The sequence below is a fragment of the Pedobacter sp. AC190 genome, assembly GCF_979258025.1.
The window spans coordinates 1,567,780-1,589,833 of the sequence record NZ_OZ409824.1 but is presented as its reverse complement, the minus strand read 5'-3'; the positions used below and the strand labels follow the sequence as shown (position 1 = coordinate 1,589,833).

Genomic DNA, 22,054 nt, shown 5'->3' with positions numbered 1-22,054 from the left:
CCAATAATAATGAGCTTGAAAACAATTTTTGAGAACCCGAAACTAACACTTGCACAAATTATCAATATGAGTGTAGGTTTCTTCGGAATCCAATTTGGTTGGGATTTACAACGTGCCAACATGGGGCGTATATACGAAAACCTGGGTGCAAACCCCGACCAGGTTCCATTATTGTTTTTAGCGGCTCCATTAACTGGTCTTTTGGTTCAGCCGATTATAGGCTATTTAAGTGATCGAACCTGGCACCCGAAATGGGGCAGAAGGAGACCTTATTTCATGATTGGTGCAATTGTAAGTAGTATTGCTTTAATTTTTATGCCACATAGCAGCGTTTTATGGATGGCGGCAGGTCTGCTTTGGATCTTAGATGTTTTCGGTAATATCGCGATGGAACCTTTCCGTGCTTTTGTTACCGATAAATTGCCTGATAGTCAGGTTAACCGTGGTTTTATTATGCAAAGCATGATGATTGGTTTGGGAGGAAGTATTGCTTCGGCCTTACCTTGGTTGATGAATAATGTTTTTCATCTACAGAATACTGCAACGCAAGGAAACATTCCTGAAAACGTAAAATTCTCTTTTTATATCGGCGCATTCTTCTTTTTCGCTGCTGTATTGTGGACGGTTTTTACCACCAAAGAATACCCACCTCGAGAAGAAGAGCTTAAAGAACAAAGCGATAAAGGTTTCAGTAATGGATTAAAAGAAATTTTCAGTGCTTTAAGAAACATGCCAAAACGCATGCAAATCGTTTCTTTGGTTCAGTTTTTTACCTGGCCAGGATTATTTTTAATGTGGTTTTATTACACAACGGCCGTTGCAGTAAATGTTTTTGGCGGTAAAGACGCTGCTGATCCAGTTTACGCTCACGGTGCCGATTTTGGAAGTTTAACTTTAGCTTATTATAGTGTGATCACTTTTCTTTTTGCATTGGTTCTGCCAAAAATTGCTGATGCTTTGGGCCGAAAAACCACTCATGCTTTATGTTTGCTTTGCGGTGCAATTGGCTTAATCAGCGTGGCCTGGGTTCACGATAAAAACATGTTGTACTTATGTATGACAGGTGTTGGTATTGCCTGGGCAAGTATTCTTTCTATGCCTTATGCCATGTTGAGCGGTTCACTACCAAAAGATAAAATCGGTATTTATATGGGGATTTTTAATTTCTTCATTGTATTGCCAGAGATTATCGCCTCACTAGGTTTTGGCTGGTTAATGCGCAATGTTTTAAATAACGACAGACTTTTAGCCGTTCAGTTGGGCGGTGGCTTGATGATTTTAGCCGCTGTGATTTGTTACCTGTTCATCAGAGAACCAAAGAAAACGGATGAAACATTAGCTTCAGAACTGGCTATTGAAGAAAATAGATCAGTTTAATTAATTGTCGTTGCGAGGTACGAAGCAATCTTACTACCATAGCTTTAAGATTGCTTCGTGCCTCGCAATGACGAAAATCCTCTATAAATCCCTAACCAAATGAGAAAAATCATTTACCTATTGCTGTTCGTAGCCGCATTCAATACCTCCTGCAAAAAAACCTCAACGGATGGCGGAACAGAAATTCCCACTCTACCGTCTGTAGATTTACCTGCTGGTGCAAAAGATGGAGTTGCCTTCATTAACAACGGAACATCAGCCATTGTTACCCTTTATGCACCTGGAAAAAACTCCGTTTCTTTAATCGGAGAGTTTAATGACTGGTCTACAACAGCTTCCGTAATGAAGAAAACTAGCGACGGAAATACCTGGTGGATTCAAATCGATAACTTAAATCCGAGCACTGAATATACTTATCAATTTTATGTTGATGGAAAGTTAAAGGTTGCCGATCCATATTGTGAGAAAGTGCTTGACCCAGATAATGACAAATATATCACTTCAAGTATTTATCCAAATTTAAAAGCCTATCCAACAGGGAAAACAACGGGTATTGTAAGTGTGATGCAAGCAAATCAACCAACTTACAACTGGAAAAATAATGGCTTCGTTCGTCCTGAAAAAAATAATCTGGTCATTTATGAATTGCTAATCCGCGATTTTACGACTGAGCATACTTATGCATCAACGTTAGCGAAATTGGATTATTTGATTGGTTTGGGGATAAACGCAATCGAGTTAATGCCTGTTAACGAATTCGAGGGGAATTTAAGTTGGGGTTATAATCCATCCTTTTATTTCGCTGCTGATAAATATTACGGAACTAAAACAGCTTTACAAAACTTTATAGATGAATGCCACGGTAAAGGAATTGCTGTAATTTTGGATATGGTTTTAAACCATTCTTTTGGACAATCGCCCATGGTTCAGTTATATTTCGATGGATCGAAACCAGCAGCGAATAGCCCTTGGTTTAATGTTGATGCAAAACACCCGTTTAATGTTGGCTACGATTTTAACCATGAAAGTGCGGCTACTAAAAAGTTCTCGAAAGATGTGATGAAATTCTGGATGCAGCAATATAAAATTGATGGTTTCCGTTTTGATTTATCAAAGGGATTTACACAAACTCAATCTGCTGATGATGCCGTTTTTAGAAAATACGATGCAGGCAGAGTAGCTATTTGGAAAGATTACAACAGCTATATCAAAACGATCGACCCAAATAATTTCTATGTTATTTTAGAGCATTTCGCCGAAGAATCAGAAGAAAAGGTTTTGGCAGATGATGGTATGATGCTTTGGAATAATCTAAATTATAATATGAATGAGGCAACGATGGGTTGGTTAACAAACTCTAATTTTCAATGGGGTTTTTACGTAAATCATGGTTTTTCGAAATCAGAAAATTTGGTGGCTTATGGCGAAAGTCATGATGAAGAGCGATTGAATTATAAAAATATATCTTTCGGGAATATGTCTGGAAGTTATTTGATAAAAGGCAATTTGGCTACTTCCTTAAAACGAGAAGAAATGGCTGCAGCATTTTTATTCGCTATCCCAGGGCCGAAAATGGTTTGGCAATTTGGAGAATTAGGTTACGATGTTAATATCGATTTCAATGGAAGAACAGGCGAGAAACCGATAAGATGGGAATATTACAGTGATCCAAATCGTAAAGCTTTGTACGATGCTTATTCCAAATTCATCCGTTTAAAAAAGAATAACTCAATTTTTAATTCAACCAGTTCGACTTATAATTTAGCCGGAGGAATTAAATATATTAAATTGGTTGAAGGCGCTAATACCGTTGTTGTGGTTGGGAATTTTGATGTGGTAAATCAAACTGCAGATATCGATTTTGGTTCGTCAGGAACCTGGATTGATGCAGTTGGAAGCACACTAAATTTATCATCAAACACCTATTTAGCAACACTTGCTCCAGGCGAATATCATATATTTAGCAAACAAGCATTAAAATAATAATTGATTTATCTTGCCTTCACCTCCGATAATCAGATTTTATAAAAGAAATCTGATTATCGGAGGTTTTTTTGTGTTATTATTGTCTATTTTAGCTGTCATTACCGCCTTACAACTAACTAAAATATGGAGAACAAATTAACGCATCACTTGCTATGGGAACGGTTACGTACTGGAGATAAGGATGCTTTTTTTGATCTTTATAAAGCGCTTTATTATCCCCTGGTAAATTTTGGAGTTCGTGTTTGTGCTGATGCCGATTTATCAAGCGAGGCTACTGATCTGGTTTTTACAACCATTTGGGAGAAGCACGAAACCTTAAATCGGGTAGATAATGTTGAGGCATATTTGCGGACTTTTCTTAAAAGGAAATTACTCCGAATCCTCGAGCGTAAGAAAAAGTTAAGCATTGCATTAAATAATGCTGGTGCAGATGGCGAGTGGATGGAAATGAGTTACGAAGAGTTTATCGTTAAGGTCCAAAGTGATGAGCTGGTTAAGCATCAACTTAAAAATGCATTGGAAAAATTAACTTTCAGGCAAAAGCAACTTATACACCTTAAATTTTTTGATGGATTAACTTACGAGCAAATTGCAGAACAAACCAGTCAAACCATAAAAACGGCTTACAATACCATTTACGATGCATTAAAAGTATTACGCAAAGAACTTAAAAACTGATTTAGAATATTGGGAATAGTTCCAAAACCACAACAATTGCATTATTGCTAAGCGCTTCTAATTCTATTTTTTTCGTATTCCAAAGTGCTAATCCATCTCTTGCATGCATTAGTCTTCCTTCAATTTCAAAAGCACCATCAACAATAAAAGTATAAAAGCTGTTTGCAGAACTTTTCATTTCGTAAACAGCTTCTTCTCTTCCAGCAAAAAGACCTACACTTAATTTGAAAGGTAACTTACCATCATTAATAATCTCTATAAGTTGATTTGGGTTTTTCTCAAAGTCGAAATCGAATGATGTGTTTTTGCTGAAGAAATAATCTTCATTACTAATTCCAAGCTGTAAGTAATTAATAGTATCATCTTTATAAGGATTACTGATTTCTAAAACCTCTCCTTTTTCCATATTCAAAATTTGAACTTGGCCCGTTTCAACAGCGTACTCTTTTGTTTTCGCAACAATATCGATTCCACCAGTTATTGGTATAAAAATTTGAGTAGAGTTAGCCTTGCATAAAAAGAACGTTAATTTTCCTCCTGCAATAAATTCATCATTACAAAGAAACAAGCTGCCAATAGGTTCTTTAAACTCGTTAAAATACTTTTCGAAATTAAAAGTGCTATATCTTCGTAAAATCGAAGTCTCGGTCAGCCCACGTTGGTCTGCTAAATATATTTTGCCTGGCGAATCCATATTAAATGTTTTTGATAGAATGAATGCTTAAGAAAGGTTGTAATTGAAATAAATTAGTAAAAATCTCTTCCTCAAGGTTTTCTTTAAATTGAGAAACTAAAAGGTGCTCTCCAATTGTATCGTGCCACAGCAATGGTTTGCAAAAGTAATTTATTGCAATTTTATGCTTTTCTATATTATTGATATCTGAATTGATTAACTCGAATTTGAAATTTTCAAATGTTAGGAAACGTCTCCCTAAATCATCTAAAATATCTGGAATAACACCATTAAGCTGCTGTAAATAACCCACAATTGAGCCCCCAACCAAGAAATGTAATTTATCAGCTCCAGAAACATTCAAATTCATTTCAGCAAATGTGTTGTATTGTTTTTCCTGATTATATAACTGCGATTGCATTTTAAACTCGATGAAACTATCTTCATGTACAAATTTATCCCATGGGTTGGAATTATTGATGTCAATTATTTTTCGGTAGCACAGTGTGATTATTTTTTCAGTCATAAGGAGTTAAAAAAAGGCGTTAAGAAATCAATTCCTAACGCCTCGATAAAAATAAACAAACAATTATAATTCTTATGCTTTTACATTTACTTTAAAGGTTAATTCAAAACCAGCGGTTAAAGTTCCGCTTACGGTTGCAATTTCAATACCTGTTTTATCGTCGCTAAAAACGTTATCTGCATTATTATAGGTATAACCAGTTAGGCCTTTACTATAGCCATTAACCAATGCTACAGACGAACCCGAGCCTTCGGGAAAAGCAATTTGGGTAACCATTAAAGATGTTCCTGCGCCATTATAAACATGAACGTGAATGTGTGTTGCTCTACCGCTGTACCAACCTGGAAAAATCGACGTAAAAGTTACCAGCCCGTTCGCATCGGTAGTTTGGCGGCCACGTAAAAAATGTACGGATTGGTAGTTGGTACTTTGCATACCCGAGCCTCCATATTCCGAATAATTACCTTCTGCATCGCAGTGCCAGATATCTACAATTGCACCTGCTAACGCTGCACAACTATTATTTATATTGCCAATTGTGATTTTTGCAGTCATTTTATAGCCCGTTCTTCCATCGGTAATATCGCTTCTTACATAAGATGCTGGAACTTTTGTTGGGAAAGGGCCTTCAGTTTCTGTTGGAGCCACCGTACAATTTCCGTTTGTGCTAGTCGTTGTGCCTGCGCTTCCTGAACCTGAACCCGAAGTTGTGCCATCTGTGATGCTGCTTTTTTTACAGGCTTCGATAATAACTGGAGTTGAGATTGCTCCAATCATTAAACTCCTGATGAAATTCTTTCTTTCCATGGTAATATGTTTTTATTAGTTGGTTACCTATTTTAAAGGTGCACAGAAAGAATTTGTCTGTAACAAATGTATCGATAAACAAATGTTTTGAAACGTTAAATGCTTGAATTTTAAGGAAAGAGCAGCCAAAATTATCTGTAAAAATCTCTTTATGATTATAAACTATTGATAGGATAATAGCAGAAATGCGGAGCGGTTAAAAAATGAGGAACAGTTTTTGCAATAATCTAATTTCTTTTTGTAAAAGATTAAAATTAGCTTTGCCGCTTAATAATGAAACACCTAGTTACCATATCTCTTGTATTTTTTAGCTTAACACATTTGGCAAAGGCCGAACGTGTTGAAGGGCTAAGGATATTAAACGAATATTGTAATGAGCATAAAATTAGCACTAATACGGCTGATAAAGGTTCCGTTCAACTTAATGAAGATCGCAATCCTTATCTGTTATCGTACACCAGTCTTGCTTTAATTGGAACTCAAAATCCATTAAAAGTTGAAAAATATGTGAGTGCAAATCAGGTTATTGCCGATTTAACCATCCGTAAAAAACCTAAAAATAATAGCCCTTAATCTCTTCTTACAAAAAAATCTTGCAATAAGATTTTGACCCCATTTATACCATTAACAGCCAAAATGACTTGTAATAAGGCATGGCTTGGTTGTTGTAATACACCTGTTTTTTTAAATAATAAATACGAATAAAATATAATGTTAGGATTTTTAGCGAAGGTTTTCGGAAGTAAATCAGAAAGAGATATAAAGGGCATACAGCCATTAGTTGTTAAAATAAATGAAGAATACGCTAAGTTATCTTCTATAAGCAATGATGAGTTACGTGCTAAAACGATAGAGTTTAAAGGCAGAATTTCTGCATTTTTAACCGATATCGATGGTAAAATAGCTACTTTAAAAGCAGATGCAGAGAACGGAGATTTAGATCTTCATCAAAAAACAGCTTTGTATGATCAGGTTGATGCTTTAGGTAAAGACCGTGATGCGGAGTTAGAAAAAGTACTTTTAGAAATTCTCCCAGAAGCTTTTGCTGTAGTTAAAGAAACTTCTCGTCGTTTAAGCGAAAACGATTTCTTAGAAGTTACAGCAACGCAATTTGATAGAGATTACGCAGCTCGCAAAAGCAATGTAAAAATTGTTGGCGACAAAGCACATTGGGCTAACCGTTGGGATGCTGCCGGAACTGAAGTTGTTTGGAACATGGTTCATTACGATGTACAGTTAATTGGTGGTGTTGTTTTGCACAGCGGGAAAATTGCCGAGATGGCTACAGGTGAGGGTAAAACCTTGGTAAGTACGCTTCCTGCTTATTTAAACGCATTGGCTGGCGAAGGTGTTCACATCGTTACAGTGAATGATTACCTTGCCCGTCGTGATAGTGAGTGGAATGGTCCTTTATTCGAGTTCCACGGAATTAGTGTAGATTGTATTGATAAGCACGAACCAAATTCGGAAGAAAGAAGACAAGCTTACGCTGCTGGAATTACTTACGGAACAAATAATGAGTTCGGTTTTGATTACCTGCGTGACAATATGTCGCAAACACTAGACCAATTGGTGCAACGCAAGCCTCATTTTGCAATGGTTGATGAGGTCGATTCAGTATTAATTGATGATGCCCGTACACCTTTAATTATTTCAGGTCCGATTCCTCATGGCGATCAACACGAATTTTATGAGTTGAAACCACGCATCGAACGTTTGGTTAATGCACAGAAAGCATACGTTACACAAGCTTTAAATGAAGCGAAAAAATTAATAAATGCAGGTAACTCTGGAACCGAAGAAGGCGAAGGTGGTTTAGCATTATTACGTGCTTATCGTGGTTTACCAAAAAACAAAGCTTTAATTAAATTCTTAAGTGAAAGTGGCGTTCGTGGTTTGTTGTTGAAAACAGAGAACTACTATATGGCAGATCAATCTAAGAATATGCCAAAGGTAGATTCTGAATTGTTCTTCTATATCGACGAAAAAAATAACCAGGTTGAGTTAACAGAGAAAGGTATCGAGTTAATTACGCAATCAGGTGAAGATCCTCAGTTCTTTATTTTGCCTGATGTAGGTACAGAAGTTGCTGAGTTAGAGAAATCTGATTTGCCTTTAGAGGAAAAAGTAGTAACTAAAGACGCTTTAATGCGTGATTATTCTGTAAAAGCAGAACGTATTCACTCGGTTAACCAGTTATTAAAAGCATATACTTTATTCGAAATTGATGTGGAATACATCATCGATGAAGGAAAAATTAAAATTGTTGATGAGCAAACGGGCCGTATTATGGATGGCCGCCGTTACTCTGATGGTTTACACCAGGCAATTGAGGCTAAAGAAAATGTAAAGGTTGAGGATGCTACTCAAACTTATGCAACAGTAACCTTGCAAAATTATTTCCGTATGTACCACAAACTTTGCGGTATGACGGGTACAGCAACTACAGAAGCAGGTGAGTTCTGGTCTATCTATAAATTAGATGTAGTTGAAATTCCAACCAATAGAAATATTTCAAGAATTGATGACCAGGATTACGTTTACCGTACCGTTCGTGAGAAATACAACGCAGTTGCTGCCGAAATACAATTCTTAGTTTTCCCTTACACACATTACGAGCCAGAGTACGAGCTTGATAAAGAAGGTAACGTTAAACAAAAAGATGGCAAGCCAGTTGTTAAGTTCGATGCTACAGGTAGAATTGTACCTAAGTTAGATGCTAAAGGAGCTTTAATTCCTGCGGTAAATCCTCAAACTGGTCAATTAGAATTAAAAGCTGGTCGCCCGGTATTAGTAGGTACAACTTCGGTTGAAATTTCAGAGTTATTGAGTCGTATGCTTAAACTTCGCGGAATTAAACACAATGTATTAAATGCTAAAATGCACCAGAAAGAGGCCGATATCGTTGCCGAAGCTGGTCAGGCTGGTCAGGTAACTATTGCAACCAACATGGCTGGTCGTGGTACCGATATTAAGTTAGGAGCAGGTGTTAAAGAAGCGGGTGGTTTGGCTATTGTAGGTACTGAACGTCACGAGTCTCGTCGTGTCGACAGACAGTTACGTGGTCGTGCTGGTCGTCAGGGTGATCCAGGTTCATCTCAGTTCTTTGTATCGCTAGAAGATAATTTAATGCGTTTATTCGGTTCTGAAAGAATCTCAAGCATTATGGTTCGTATGGGTATTGAAGATGGAGAAGTGATTCAACACTCCATGATTACAAAATCGATCGAACGTGCGCAAAAGAAAGTAGAAGAAAACAACTTTGGAATTCGTAAACGTTTATTGGAGTACGATGATGTAATGAATTCGCAACGTACGGTAATTTATGCTAAGCGTAAAAATGCTTTATTCGGCGAACGTTTAGATGTTGATATGAACAACATGGTTTTTGATGTTGCAGAAGATATCGTTACCGAATACAAAACTGAAGGTAACTACGAAGGCTTTAAGCTTGAGGTAATTAAAAACTTCTCTGTTGATACCGCAATTACAGAAAAAGAATTCTCAACAAGTAATATCACGGCTTTAACCGAAAAATTATTCGATGAGGCTGAAACATTTTATGCCCGTAAATCTGAGGCAATTATTCAGCAATCGTTACCTGTTTTAACTCAGGTTTACGAAGAACGCGGTCAGCATATCGAACAAATTGTAGTTCCTTTTACGGATGGAATTCGTGGTATTCAAGTTTCCGTTGATTTGAAAAAAGCAATTGATAATAAAGGAAAAGAAGTTGTTCGTTCATTCGAAAAAACTATTGTTCTTGCTTTAATCGATGATAGCTGGAAGGAGCATTTACGTGAAATGGATGATTTAAAACAATCTGTTCAAAATGCAGTTTACGAACAAAAAGATCCATTGGTGATTTATAAAATGGAAGCCTTCAACTTATTTAAAAACATGCTTAACGCAGTTAATAAAGAAGTGGTAAGTTTCTTATATAAAGGTGGTATTCCAGTTCAGCAAGAACCAGATCAGGTTAGAGAAGCACCAGCTCCGGTAAAACAACCAAAGTTGCAAACTACTAAACAAGAGTTTGGCGCAGAGCAACCAGGTGTTGAATTTGGAGATACTCGCGAAGCACTTCCTCAACAACCAATTCGTAAAGAAGCAACGGTTGGACGTAACGAGCCTTGTCCTTGCGGTAGCGGTAAAAAATATAAAAACTGCCACGGAGCGAGCTAATAAGAATTAAATAAATTTATAAATCAAAGCCTTGACAACAGTCGGGGCTTTTTTTGTGTAAAGAAATATGGTCTGTTTGATTACCTATATTTTGCTAATAATTCAATATTTTTGATATAAGGAAACATTGCTGATTAAAATTCCAATGATAAAAGTTTAATGGTAAAGCAGTTTATTAAAGATTTTGATATTATCAAAATCAAAAAAGATGTGCTAAATCAAAATTCGAATAAATTGATACCATCGATTAAGAATAGCTAACATTTGCACAACCCATAAAGAATGCCGATTTTTGTAAAGATTTCTTCATTCTTAATTTTAGCCTAATCGAATCCAAATAGTCATGAAAATAATTTATACCATTGCCTGCTTCCTTTTTTTATTCAAAGCTTCTTTTGCTCAAAAGGGCGAGGTAACGGTGGTAAAAGATCCGATGATAGATAGTTTGATTGCTAAAAGGATTGAAGTATACCGAACAGGCGGCGATGTTTCTGCAAAACCAAATAAACCAGTCGTTTCTGATTATGGTTATCGGGTTCAGGTTTTTTATGGTTCCGATCGGCGGGAAATGTTTAATCAGCAAGCCAAATTTAAAGGCAGTTATCCCAAAATCAATACTTATATCATTTATAAGGAACCCAATTATTATTTACGTGTTGGCGATTTTAGAACAAGGCTCGAAGCCCAACGTTTGATGAGCGAACTCAGACCAACTTTCCCAACATTATTTATTTTCAGGGAAAAAATTAACGCACCAGTATTAGATAGCACAACAGATGATCAAAAATAAAATTAAAGACTTAGCCGAAAACATTTTTAACGATGTAGTAGGTTATCGTCGTCATATACATGCAAATCCCGAATTATCTTTTAAAGAATTTGAAACCTCATTATTTATTAAAGAGAAGTTAACAAAATGGGGAATTGAATTTACAAGCTGCGCCAATACTGGTGTTGTTGGTTTAATTAAAGGCAATCTTCCATCAGAGAAAGTCATTGCACTTCGTGGCGATATGGATGCGCTTCCAATTCATGAGGATAATGATAAGCCTTATCGCTCTAAAAACCATGGTGTAATGCATGCTTGCGGGCACGATGTTCATACTTCATCACTTTTAGGAACCGCCTATATCCTTAATCAGTTAAAGGATGAATTTGGAGGCACGATTAAATTAATTTTCCAGCCAGCAGAAGAGTTATTACCAGGTGGTGCCAGTATTATGATTAAGGAAGGTGTATTAGAAAATCCTAAGCCACAATACATCGTCGGTCAGCACGTTATGCCTTTAATCGAATCGGGCAAAGTTGGTTTCCGCTCGGGGATATATATGGCATCAACAGATGAATTATATGTAACCGTAACAGGGAAAGGTGGTCATGGTGCACAACCGCACCAAAACATCGACCCAGTCTTAATTGCTTCACACATCATCGTTGCACTACAACAAATTGTAAGTCGCAATGCAGATCCACGTTTACCATCTGTTTTATCGTTCGGAAAAGTTACCGCAAATGGCGCAACTAATATTATTCCAAACGAAGTTAAGATAGAAGGTACATTTAGAACCCTGGATGAAAACTGGAGAGCAGAAGCACATAAGCGAATGAAAAAAATGGCTGAAGGTATGGCCGAAAGCATGGGCGGAAGCTGTGATTTTGATATTCATAAAGGTTATCCATTTTTAATTAATGAAGAAAAATTAACCGCAAATGCCAAAGGTTTTGCAGAAGATTTTTTGGGCAAGGAAAATGTTGTTGATTTAGATATCTGGATGGCTGCCGAAGATTTTTCTTTCTACTCACAAGTAACAGACGCTTGTTTTTATCGTTTAGGAACAGGAAACAAGATTAAAGACACAGAATATTCGGTACATACACCTAAGTTTGATATTGATGAAGATGCACTTAAAATTTCAACAGGTTTAATGGCTTATATTGCACTTAAACAGCTGGGGAATTAATATAAAGAGAGAATTATGTAAAATTGGAGATGGTATAATTAGTTGAATCAATACATTACTTTTTCAACCTGCATTCTCTATCATCCGTATCCCATCATCCATTTTCAATCTCAAAAAGGGCATCATTTTTGAATACAGAGCACTACATGAAAAAATTACTGTTAATTATAGCATTATCATCATTTTTCTTTACAGGATATAGTCAGATAATCGATCGTTTTAATCCCGATACCATTAAAACCATTACCCTCGATTCGAGTGTTAATATTAAAGCAGAAAAGCTGAATATTGAAACTTTTATAAATAAGGTAATTAACGATACGTCGTTCTATCAATCTTTCAGAGACATGAAGCGTTACAGTTTTATTGCCGAAAACAGAATTTACAGCTACGATAAAAAGAACAAAGTAGATGGCCGAATTTACCGTAAAATAAGACACAATAACAATGGTCCTTATAAAATGGAATACCTTGTTAAAGAAGATGAAGGGAAAATGTATAAGAAGAATGGAAAATATCAGCTTTATACCGTTGAAATGTTCGATTATATCTTCATGAATGCTTATAATACCGATTTTGTACCAAACGCGCCAGCAGAAGATGGTAAAGGTGGAACAAACGAAGGTTATAAAGCAAAATTGAAAACCTTAATTTTTAATCCTGGCCGACCAGTTAAGGTTCCATTTATAGGCAGTAAAACTGAAATATTCACCGCGAATATGCGTCAGTATTACGATTACTCTTTTACCAGCGGAACTTATCTGGATTCTATTCCTGTATATCGTTTTAAAGTTGCAGTTAAGCCCGATTTAAGCAGCTGGACTAAAGATGGAATTATGATTAAGGAGCTGGTAACCATTTTTGATAAACGTAATTTCAATATTCTTGGTCGCTATGTAGATATGAAGTATGGCAATATGCTGTTCGATTTTAATGTGCAGATGAACATTGAAATGGGTTATTTTGGGGAGGATAAATTGCCAACCAAAATTACTTATCAGGGCAACTGGGATTATCCTTTTAGAAAGGAAGAACGGGCCAGTTTTTTAATTGTACATAAAGATTACAAGCTCGGAAAGTAGGATCGGTTATCGGATAAAAAGATTTATTATCTTTAACCTTCAAAATAATCGATAAATGCATTCATTCATTTCTTCTAAAATTAAGCTAACATTTCTATTAGCTTTTATTTCAGCAACAACCTTACAGGCACAGGTTTTAACTTCAAAACAGATTGATAGTGTTGTAGAAAAAACCTTAAGCACTTTTAATGTCCCTGGAATTGCTGTTTCTGTAATTAAAGATGGCAAAGTCGTTCATTTGAAAGGTTATGGTGTTCGCTCTATTAAAACCAACCAGAAAGTTGATGAAAATACACTTTTTGGTGTAGCATCGAATACCAAGGCATTTACAGCAGCTGCATTAGGTATGTTGGTTGATGAAAAAAAGATTACCTGGGATACAAAAGTTACCGATGTAATCCCCGAGTTTAAGATGTATGATGCATTTGTAACTTCAGAATTTACCATTCGCGACTTGCTTACACACCGTAGCGGTTTAGGCTTAGGTGCTGGCGATTTGATGATTTGGCCAGATTCGTCAACTGTTGATAAAAAACAACTTATCCATAATCTTCGATATTTAAAACCTGTTTCATCTTTCCGTACAAAATATGATTACGATAACCTATTGTACATTGTAGCAGGCGATGTAGTTGCAAGAGTTTCGGGCATCACTTACGAAGATTTTATAGAAACCAGATTTTTTAAACCACTTGGAATGAGCAAAACTGCTGCATCCTGGTATCGTTTAAAGGATAAGTCGAACGTAATCGACGGACATGCACCGTACGAAGGAAAGTTACTTCCTGTAGGTTTAAGCTTTGGTGAGGTTGCAAATGCAGCTGGCGGAATTTATTCTAACGTAACCGATATGAGTAAATGGGTTACCGCTATGATTAATGGTGGTAAATATGGTGATCAATTGGATAAATCACTTTTTAGTTCTGCAATACACAGAGAATTGTGGACACCACAAACCATTATTGCCGGAGGAAATCCATCGAGCTTTAGTAGTTATGGGTTAGGCTGGTTTCTAAGTAATGTTAACGGAAAATTTCAGGCCACACATACTGGCGGCTTATCGGGTATTGTAACACAGGTTACCATTATTCCTGAAATGAAGTTGGGCATTATAGTCTTAACCAATCAACAATCTGGAGCTGCATTTAATTCAATAACAAGTTCCATTAGAGATGGCTATTTAGGTATTAAAGGGCAAGACAGGATTAAAGCCTATAACGATAACAGACTTAAAAATGAGAAGCAGGCTAGTGAAATGGTAGCTAAAGTTTCTAGCGATATTGAATCACAACAAAAGAATAATACCATTAAGCCTGATGTAAAAAGCTATTTTGGTACCTATAATGATGCCTGGTTTGGGCAGGTTACCATTAGTGAAGTTAATGGAAAAATGCATTTTCAAGCTAAAAATGCACCAAAGCTAAAAGGAGATCTGACTTTTTATAAAGGCAATACGTTTATTGTAAAATGGTACGATAGAAGCTTAGATGCCGATGCTTTTGTGAATTTCACGCTTGATAATAACGCAAACGCAAACGGATTTAAAATAGCAGCAATTTCGCCGCTAACAGATTTTAGCTTTGATTTCCAGGATTTAGATTTTAAAAAAACCAAATAATCATACCATGAGAACCACACTAAAAATTACATTATTCTTTTCTGTATGCGTCCTATTTTTAACCTCAATGACATTTAAACCGAAACGCATTATCTTTTTTGGCGATTCAATAACACAACAAGGTGTATCTGCCAATGGTTATGTTACGTTAATTAAAAAAGCACTTGATTCTACCAAATACAATGTAATTGGTGCGGGTATTGGTGGTAATAAAGTTTATGATTTATACCTGCGTTTGGAAGATGATGTATTGAATAAAAAACCAGATTTAGTGGTAATTTATGTTGGTATTAACGATGTATGGCATAAGCAATCTTCGCATACAGGAACCGATTACGATAAATACTTAAAATTCTACCAGGCACTGATTAACAAAATTCAAGGCGTTGGAAGTAAAGTTGTATTGGTAACGCCTTCGGTTGTTGGCGAAAAAAAAGACGGTACAAATGAACTTGATGCTGACTTAAATAAATACGCAGAAGGAATCAGACAACTAGCCGCTAAAAACAATTTACCCGTATGCGATTTAAGAAAGGTATTTGCCGAGTACGAAGCCAAAAATAATCCAGAAGATAAAGAGAAGGGTATTTTAACCGTTGATCGGGTACACCTAAATGAAACTGGTAATAAGCTGGTTGCAGATCAGTTATTGCCTCTAGTAAAGTAACCTCCTAATTCCCCGAAGGGGATTAATACAACTCGGGAGGCATGTATTTCACAATTAAAAATAAACATATAAAAGAAAAGCCCTTTTAGGGATTTGATGTAAAGACAGAGCGGTGTTAAAAGCCCAGTCTTGATACTAACTACTTGATACTATTTTGATAAACCGCGAAACAATAGATAAGATAATGGATACCGCCCGTATAGAGGAGGTAGTAGGGGATTTTGTGCACTTAAAAAAACGCGGAACAAGTTTAATCGGAAACTGTCCTTTTCATGGCGAGAAAACACCGTCATTTCACGTATCGGTAACTAAGGGGATATATAAGTGTTTTGGTTGTGGTAAAGGGGGCGATTCTGTCCGTTTTATAATGGATCATGAGAAATACTCTTATCCCGAAGCACTTAAATTTTTAGCTAACAAATACAATATAGAAGTTGAAGAGGCAGAATTATCTCCTCAGGATGCTGAAGCTCAAAATGCAAAGGAAAGTTTGTACATCGTTTCTCAATTTGCAGCAGCCTTTTTTGTAAAGCAACTTTGGGAAACCGACGAAGGTAAAAGCATAGGTTTGAGCTATTTTAAAGAGCGAGGTTTTAGAGAAGATATTTTAAAGAAATTCGAAGTAGGTTATTCGCCCGATGTTTGGGATGCAATGACACAAAGTGCTATAAGAGAAGGTCATAAATTAGAATTTTTAGAACAAACAGGTTTATCCATTAAAAACGATAATGGCAAAATTTACGATCGCTTTCGCGGTCGTGTAATGTTCCCAATTCACAACTTTACGGGAAGAGTAATTGGTTTTGGAGGAAGAACGTTAAAAACAGATAAAAATGTTCCCAAATATGTAAACTCTCCTGAAAGCGAAATTTACCATAAATCGAATGTGCTTTATGGCTTGTTTCATGCTAAGAAAGCAATTCGCGATTTGGATAACTGTTATCTGGCCGAAGGTTATGCCGATGTACTTTCCGTTCATCAGGCAGGCATAGAAAACGTTGTAGCCTCATCAGGAACATCGTTAACCGTTGAGCAGATTAAATTAATTGGTCGTTTTACGCAAAACGTAACCATTCTTTTTGATGGTGATGCAGCGGGGATTAAGGCTTCACTTCGGGGTTTAGATATGATTTTGGAAGAAGGATTAAACGTAAAAATCGTTTCTTTTCCCGATGGTCACGATCCCGATTCGTATATGCATCATGTAGGCGCTGGTGCTTTTAAAACTTATATAGAAGATAATCGCAAAGATTTCATCCTTTATAAAGCCAATGTTTTGCTTAAAGAAGCTGGAAACGACCCAATAAAAAGGGCAGGCATTATTCGTGATATTGTAGAAAGTATTGCTAAAATTCCCGATCCGATAAAAGCATCGGTTTTTATAAGGGAGAGTAGCAGCTTGTTGCAAATTGAAGAAAGTATTTTGCTCTCAGAGCTCAATAAAATGCGTTCAGCTAAAAGTAAAAAGACTTTCGAAAGTAATCAAAGAGCAAATAATAATAACAGCGGTAATCCATATTCATCGGGTCCGCCAGAGCCACTTGGTCCACCAGATGATTTATGGGATGACCAGGCAGGGCCTTCTATTCCTGGTCAGGCGGTTGAAACGGACGAAAACCAGGAAAAGGAAATCATTCGCCTATTGTTAGCTTATGGCCATGAATTTGTAAATTGGGATAATATTGATGATATGGTGATCGGTTCTTTCATCATGCAAAATCTGGCTGATGTAGAATTTGAAAATCAAATTTGTAAGAAGATTATAGAGTATTACAAGTCGGAAATCGACAATGGCCGTTTGCCTACTGCAAATCACTTTGTTAAACATGAAGATCGAGATATTGCCGATTTGGCAATTACCCTCTCCACGTCAGAATATGCTTTAAGTGAGAACTGGTTAAATAAACATCAGATCTATGTTAAAGATGAATCCATGCATTTAAAAGCAACTATTTTGGGTGGTATTTTTCACTTAAAAAAACGTAAGGTCGATAAAATTTTATCAAACCTTTTAAAGGAAATTAAAGATGAAAAGGATAACGACAATCAAATGATTTTAATGCAGCGTTATGGCGTAATTAAAGGCGTTGAGCGTGAAATATCAAAGTTCCTTGGCTCTGTTATCGTTAAATAGAAATAAGGGGTTTTAGCCGTTATTTTAACCATTCAAAAATCTAAATTCACTCATTTATACACATGGCGGTTCACAACGATTTAGGACGAAAGGGCGAAGAACTGGCCAAATCATATCTGGAGAAAAATGGATATGAAATTCTTGATGAGAACTGGGTATCTGGAAAGGCCGAAGTTGACTTGATTGTTTATAAAGAAGGCATCATGGTTTTTGTTGAAGTTAAAAGTAGAAGTTCGGTTGCTTTTGGGCAACCTGAAGAATTTGTACAGAAAGCAAAGCAAAAACAAATGGAAATAGCTTCATTAGCTTATATCGAAATTATGAATCATCAAAATGAAATTCGTTTTGATATTATTGCAATAACATTTAGAAAAGATAGTACTTACATTTTAAACCATATTGAAGATGCATTTTGGCCAGAAGATTAACCAACTTAAAACCTTACTCTTTATTGCAATTGTAATTAGCCTTGCAAGTTCATGTAGCAACTCTTCTACAAAAGCTACCTACAGAAGTTTTATTTCGCCATTAGTAGGATTAAACGTAAAATCTGGAAACGATTTTGATGTTAAAATACTCTTTGGTAAAGAAAAGAAAGTAGATTCTGTAGTTTACTTAATTGATACTGTTAAAGCAATTTCGAAAACAGATACTACGGCAACTAAACTTACAACAACGGATTTGAAACTTGGCAACCATTTGTTAACGGCTAAAATTTACAATGCTGGCGAATCGGAAGATTTAACATCGAATATTAATATCCTTGCAGCTAAAGAGCCCGATTTATATACCTATAAAGTTATTTCAAAACTTCCTCACGATACTTCTGCCTACGTAGAAGGTTTAGAGTATCATAATGGATTTTTCTACGAAGGAACAGGAGAAAAGGGGAGTTCTGATTTGCGTAAGGTTAATGTACAAAATGGGAAAGTTTTACAAAGGGCAAGATTGGATACGGCTTTATTTGGTGAGGGAATAACCATAATTGGCAACAAAATCTTACAGTTAACCTGGATGGATAAAAAAGCCTTTGTTTACGACAAGGATACTTTCAAGCAATTAGCTGAACTAACCTATAGCCGAGAAGGATGGGGTTTGGCCTTTGATGGGCAGAAAATTCTTACTTCCGATGGTTCAAATACCATTTATTTCCTGGATAAAGATAACTATCAACAAATAGGTTCAATTGATGTTTATGATGATAAAGGAGAAATAAGAAGTTTAAATGAATTGGAATATATCGACGGTAAAATTTACGCAAATGTTTATCAAACCAATACAATTGTAATCATCAATCCAGAAAACGGAGCTGTTGAAGGCAAAATAGATTTAACTGGTCTGTTCCCCGTTGCAGATTATTTTAAAACAGACGATGCAAGAGGTAATAATGTATTAAACGGTATTGCTTACGATCAAGCTGGAAAGCGACTTTTTGTAGCGGGCAAGAAATGGCCTTATATTTTCCACATCCAAATCTCCAGGGTTAAATAAATCAATTTAAGGATAAATCAGTCTTAAAATCTTATTTATCCTTAAATCTTAAAATCCTGTTTATTTTTTCTTTACCTCATCCAGATAGCCATTAAAATTTATGGTTTGTTTATTATTGCTGTAAGCCATTAAGGTTGCATATCCGTTTTGAGAAATATTTAAAACCAGCTGGTAGTTCTCTATTTTTAAATCGTTAGTACGGATATTTATAGTGTACCCACCCTTTTTATTCTTGGTTTCCTTGTAGGTAAAATCTTTAGATGTAAACTTAATTCCTCCTTCGGATGGGTTATACGGCGCAGAAAATGATCTTCCATAATAAGGTAAATAAGCAATTAAACTATCTGGTTTTACAACAAGATCATATTGAGCGCCAGAAAGATTAATCGTTCCGCCACCCTGTGCACCAGGAAAACTTCTTAGCACTTGGTTTACTTCGTTATTGGCTAATGGCGTGGCAGAATTTGCTACAAAAACATAGTTTTTATTACCTACTATTTTAGCGGTAGTTTCTTTATCTGTTTGGGCAAATGCCTGAGTTATAATTACTGTGAAAAATAAACTCAAAAATAATTTAGTGTATTTCATTTTTGGTGTTTTGAATGTTTAACAATTTAAAGATGACGGAGTTTGCTTATTTCCATAAATTGACAATGTTTTGTTTCAAATACCTATATAAATATAACCAATTTTAATGCAGGACTTTCAAGTTTTGACATAAAAAAGCCGTTCTGAAAATTAATTCAGAACGGCTTTCGATATAAAAATAATTTTAGTTAAAATCTGAAGCTTGTAAAGCTGGATTAACCTTAATTTCTTTAATTACAATATTGAATTCTTGTCCGCCTTTAGCAGTTTGAATGCTTTGAACTAATGAATGAGGAAACAAAACATCGCCCACTTTTTTGTAATCAGCATACTCTGTTGATTGTGTAATTTCTGTACCCTGTTTAGTTGTTGTACTTTCTTCTTTCAATAGCAATCCCGAGTTTACATCATAGTATTCAGTTTTCTTTTTACCAGATGCCGAAGTTACCACTAACTTATAAGCATTTGCGGTGCCAACTTTTGTTGTGCCTGCAACCTCAAGTTTACTGCCGTCGGTTGTATAAAACAATTGGTTAAATAGTCCTTTATCTGCTTTCGCTTCTGCAATTTCATCAGCTTTCATTTCGGCTTTCTGACCCATCTGCATTTGATAACCTGAGGTACCATTAAAAGTTTGCTTAACCACGGTTTGCCCGCCCATCGACATTTCCATGCTAGTTAAATTTGGTGCCATTTTCTTAAAAGCAACACCTAATTTATTTCCTTGCATATCCATTTCTCCGCTTTGCTGTATTGCAGTAACTTTTTTCAAGGCAGCTTCGCCTCCAATAGCGGTAATATAACTGTTAATTATATCTTTTGCAGATTTAGCTGGAGCTGTTGCGGTAGCTGCTGTTGCCGACACTGGAGTTGCATAATTATCGTATGCATTAACCGTAAAACCAGCTTTAGTTAAACCCGCCACAAAGGCATCGGTTTTACCTACAACAACAACACGGGTGTTATCATGGTTAAAGTATTTTTTAGCCACTCTTAAAATATCATCAGTAGTTACTGCATTTAGCTTTTGCAAATAAGTACGATAGAAATCTTTTGGTAAACCATTAATTAAGATATTGCTTGCGAAGCTAGCTGTACGGGCAGGATTTTCTAAACCTAATGCAAATGAACCGTTGTAAAGATTCTTAGCATTTTGTAACTCTTCGGCAGAAACTTTTACAGTACGAATAATATTTATCTCTTTTAGAAACTCTACAACAGCACTATCCACTTTTTCATTTCTAACGGCTGCCGTAGCAGAAAACTTCGATTGGAAACGACCAGATCCTGTACTTGCATAAGCGCCGTATGTAAAACCATGTTTCTCACGAAGATTCATAAATAACCTCGACTCTGCACCACCACCTAAAATTTGATTTGCCAATAGAACAGCAAAATAATCAGGACTGGTTAATGGTAAATCTAAAAGATTAGTAACTGTAATTTCTGATTGAACTGCGTTACTTACATTAACCACATCAACTTCTGTTTTAGCTGGGTTACTAACTTTTGCCAAAACAGGTAAAGTTAAAGCTGTACCTTTCCAATCGCCGAAAGCTTTTTCTGCCAGTGCTTTAGCAGCCTCAGGCTTAATATCACCAACAAAAGTTAAATAACCTCTCGATGGTGTTATGTATTTCTTGTAGGCAGTTTTAACATCGTCTAAAGTAATTCCGTTTACCGAAGCTTCAGTAGTAAATTCTCCATTTGGATGATTTTTTCCATAAGCTAAAGCATTAACAACGCGGGTTGAAATTGCCTTTGCACTTTTCTCGCTTGATTTTAAACCCGTAATTGTTTGCGATTTAAGTTTTTCGAATGACGCAGCAGGGAACGAAGGCTGGCGAATACTTTCTGCCATTAACAAAAACGCAGGGCTGAAGTAGCGGGTTAATGCAGATACCGAACCACCGTTTGAACTGGCATTAACATCGGCACCAAGCTGATCTACAGCTTCGTCAAATTGTGCCTTTGTTTTAGTTGTGGTTCCTTCGTTTAACATACTACCCATTAAACTTATTACGCCAGCTTTTGCACCTTCTGTAATCGGACCAGCATCGATGCTAAAATTTGCAGATACTTTTGGAAGTTTATGGTTTTCGACCACCAAAACAGTTATTCCGTTAGCTAATTTATAAATAACTGGGTCGCCAATGGTAATTACTGGCGCTGGACCAGGTTTTGGTTTATGGCTACGATCTATTGTTTGAGCTGAAATACCTTGAGCTAATAAGGAAACTGCAGCTATTATGAATAATTTTTTCATGTTTTTAAATAATGT

18 protein-coding genes are annotated in these 22,054 nt (G+C 36.1%); 13 read left to right on the top strand and 5 right to left on the bottom strand.

Annotated features, from left to right (window positions below):
* Positions 1 to 9: 9 nt before the first annotated feature.
* The 3 genes from ACZZZI_RS06960 to ACZZZI_RS06950 all read left to right on the top strand — a co-directional run bounded on the left by ACZZZI_RS06960 (position 10) and on the right by ACZZZI_RS06950 (position 4,041).
* Positions 10 to 1,377, top strand: a complete 1,368-nt coding sequence (locus tag ACZZZI_RS06960; RefSeq protein WP_344765584.1) for an MFS transporter — start codon at positions 10 to 12, stop codon at positions 1,375 to 1,377.
* Between the two features lie 99 nt (positions 1,378 to 1,476).
* Positions 1,477 to 3,360, top strand: a complete 1,884-nt coding sequence (locus ACZZZI_RS06955) for an alpha-amylase family glycosyl hydrolase (RefSeq protein ID WP_463489019.1) — start codon at positions 1,477 to 1,479, stop codon at positions 3,358 to 3,360.
* A gap of 126 nt (positions 3,361 to 3,486) precedes the next feature.
* On the top strand, positions 3,487 to 4,041 hold the full coding sequence (locus ACZZZI_RS06950) for an RNA polymerase sigma factor (RefSeq protein WP_316761886.1): 555 nt from the start codon (positions 3,487 to 3,489) through the stop codon (positions 4,039 to 4,041).
* 1 nt (position 4,042) lies between these two features.
* Here ACZZZI_RS06950 and ACZZZI_RS06945 read toward each other — a convergent pair whose 3' ends face one another.
* From ACZZZI_RS06945 to ACZZZI_RS06935, 3 genes are all read right to left on the bottom strand, one after another.
* Positions 4,043 to 4,735, bottom strand: coding sequence for a pirin family protein (locus ACZZZI_RS06945; RefSeq protein WP_463489018.1), 693 nt, complete (start codon positions 4,733 to 4,735; stop codon positions 4,043 to 4,045).
* A gap of 1 nt (position 4,736) precedes the next feature.
* A complete protein-coding gene (locus ACZZZI_RS06940; RefSeq protein ID WP_463489017.1) occupies positions 4,737 to 5,240 on the bottom strand; it encodes a hypothetical protein in 504 nt (167 codons plus the stop codon).
* Between the two features lie 72 nt (positions 5,241 to 5,312).
* On the bottom strand, positions 5,313 to 6,047 hold the full coding sequence (locus tag ACZZZI_RS06935) for a dioxygenase family protein (RefSeq protein WP_463489016.1): 735 nt from the start codon (positions 6,045 to 6,047) through the stop codon (positions 5,313 to 5,315).
* Between the two features lie 273 nt (positions 6,048 to 6,320).
* Between ACZZZI_RS06935 and ACZZZI_RS06930 the strand changes: the two genes are divergently transcribed.
* The 10 genes from ACZZZI_RS06930 (at position 6,321) to ACZZZI_RS06885 (ending at position 19,185) form a co-directional block, all read left to right on the top strand.
* A complete protein-coding gene (locus ACZZZI_RS06930; RefSeq protein ID WP_424056697.1) occupies positions 6,321 to 6,620 on the top strand; it encodes a hypothetical protein in 300 nt (99 codons plus the stop codon).
* 138 nt (positions 6,621 to 6,758) lie between these two features.
* Positions 6,759 to 10,232, top strand: a complete 3,474-nt coding sequence (locus ACZZZI_RS06925; protein WP_463489015.1) for a preprotein translocase subunit SecA — start codon at positions 6,759 to 6,761, stop codon at positions 10,230 to 10,232.
* Positions 10,233 to 10,575: 343 nt separating this feature from the next.
* Positions 10,576 to 11,022 (top strand): SPOR domain-containing protein, encoded by a 447-nt coding sequence (locus ACZZZI_RS06920; RefSeq protein WP_316761866.1) that lies wholly within the window; start codon positions 10,576 to 10,578, stop codon positions 11,020 to 11,022.
* Positions 11,009 to 12,193: a M20 metallopeptidase family protein gene (locus ACZZZI_RS06915; protein ID WP_463489014.1), complete on the top strand. Its 1,185-nt coding sequence runs from the start codon at positions 11,009 to 11,011 to the stop codon at positions 12,191 to 12,193. The genes ACZZZI_RS06920 and ACZZZI_RS06915 overlap by 14 nt, the downstream gene beginning before the upstream one ends.
* A gap of 146 nt (positions 12,194 to 12,339) precedes the next feature.
* Complete coding sequence (locus ACZZZI_RS06910) at positions 12,340 to 13,275, top strand: hypothetical protein (RefSeq protein WP_463489013.1); 936 nt, start codon at positions 12,340 to 12,342, stop codon at positions 13,273 to 13,275.
* 55 nt (positions 13,276 to 13,330) lie between these two features.
* Positions 13,331 to 14,893, top strand: coding sequence for a serine hydrolase (locus tag ACZZZI_RS06905; protein ID WP_463489012.1), 1,563 nt, complete (start codon positions 13,331 to 13,333; stop codon positions 14,891 to 14,893).
* 7 nt (positions 14,894 to 14,900) lie between these two features.
* Positions 14,901 to 15,560 (top strand): SGNH/GDSL hydrolase family protein, encoded by a 660-nt coding sequence (locus ACZZZI_RS06900; RefSeq protein WP_463489011.1) that lies wholly within the window; start codon positions 14,901 to 14,903, stop codon positions 15,558 to 15,560.
* 154 nt (positions 15,561 to 15,714) lie between these two features.
* Positions 15,715 to 17,694 carry a DNA primase gene (gene dnaG, locus ACZZZI_RS06895; RefSeq protein ID WP_424056706.1) on the top strand — a complete coding sequence of 660 codons (1,980 nt, stop codon included), beginning with the start codon at positions 15,715 to 15,717 and terminating at the stop codon, positions 17,692 to 17,694.
* 62 nt (positions 17,695 to 17,756) lie between these two features.
* Positions 17,757 to 18,122, top strand: coding sequence for a YraN family protein (locus ACZZZI_RS06890; RefSeq protein WP_316761853.1), 366 nt, complete (start codon positions 17,757 to 17,759; stop codon positions 18,120 to 18,122).
* Positions 18,100 to 19,185 (top strand): glutaminyl-peptide cyclotransferase, encoded by a 1,086-nt coding sequence (locus ACZZZI_RS06885; protein WP_463489010.1) that lies wholly within the window; start codon positions 18,100 to 18,102, stop codon positions 19,183 to 19,185. Before ACZZZI_RS06890 ends, ACZZZI_RS06885 begins: the two co-directional genes overlap by 23 nt.
* 60 nt (positions 19,186 to 19,245) lie before the next feature.
* On the opposite strand, the gene ACZZZI_RS06880 is transcribed toward ACZZZI_RS06885, so the two are convergent.
* Positions 19,246 to 19,773 (bottom strand): DUF4251 domain-containing protein, encoded by a 528-nt coding sequence (locus ACZZZI_RS06880; protein ID WP_316761845.1) that lies wholly within the window; start codon positions 19,771 to 19,773, stop codon positions 19,246 to 19,248.
* A gap of 184 nt (positions 19,774 to 19,957) precedes the next feature.
* Entirely contained in the window at positions 19,958 to 22,039 is a 2,082-nt protein-coding gene (locus tag ACZZZI_RS06875; RefSeq protein ID WP_463489009.1) for a M16 family metallopeptidase, read from the bottom strand.
* Positions 22,040 to 22,054: the final 15 nt, after the last annotated feature.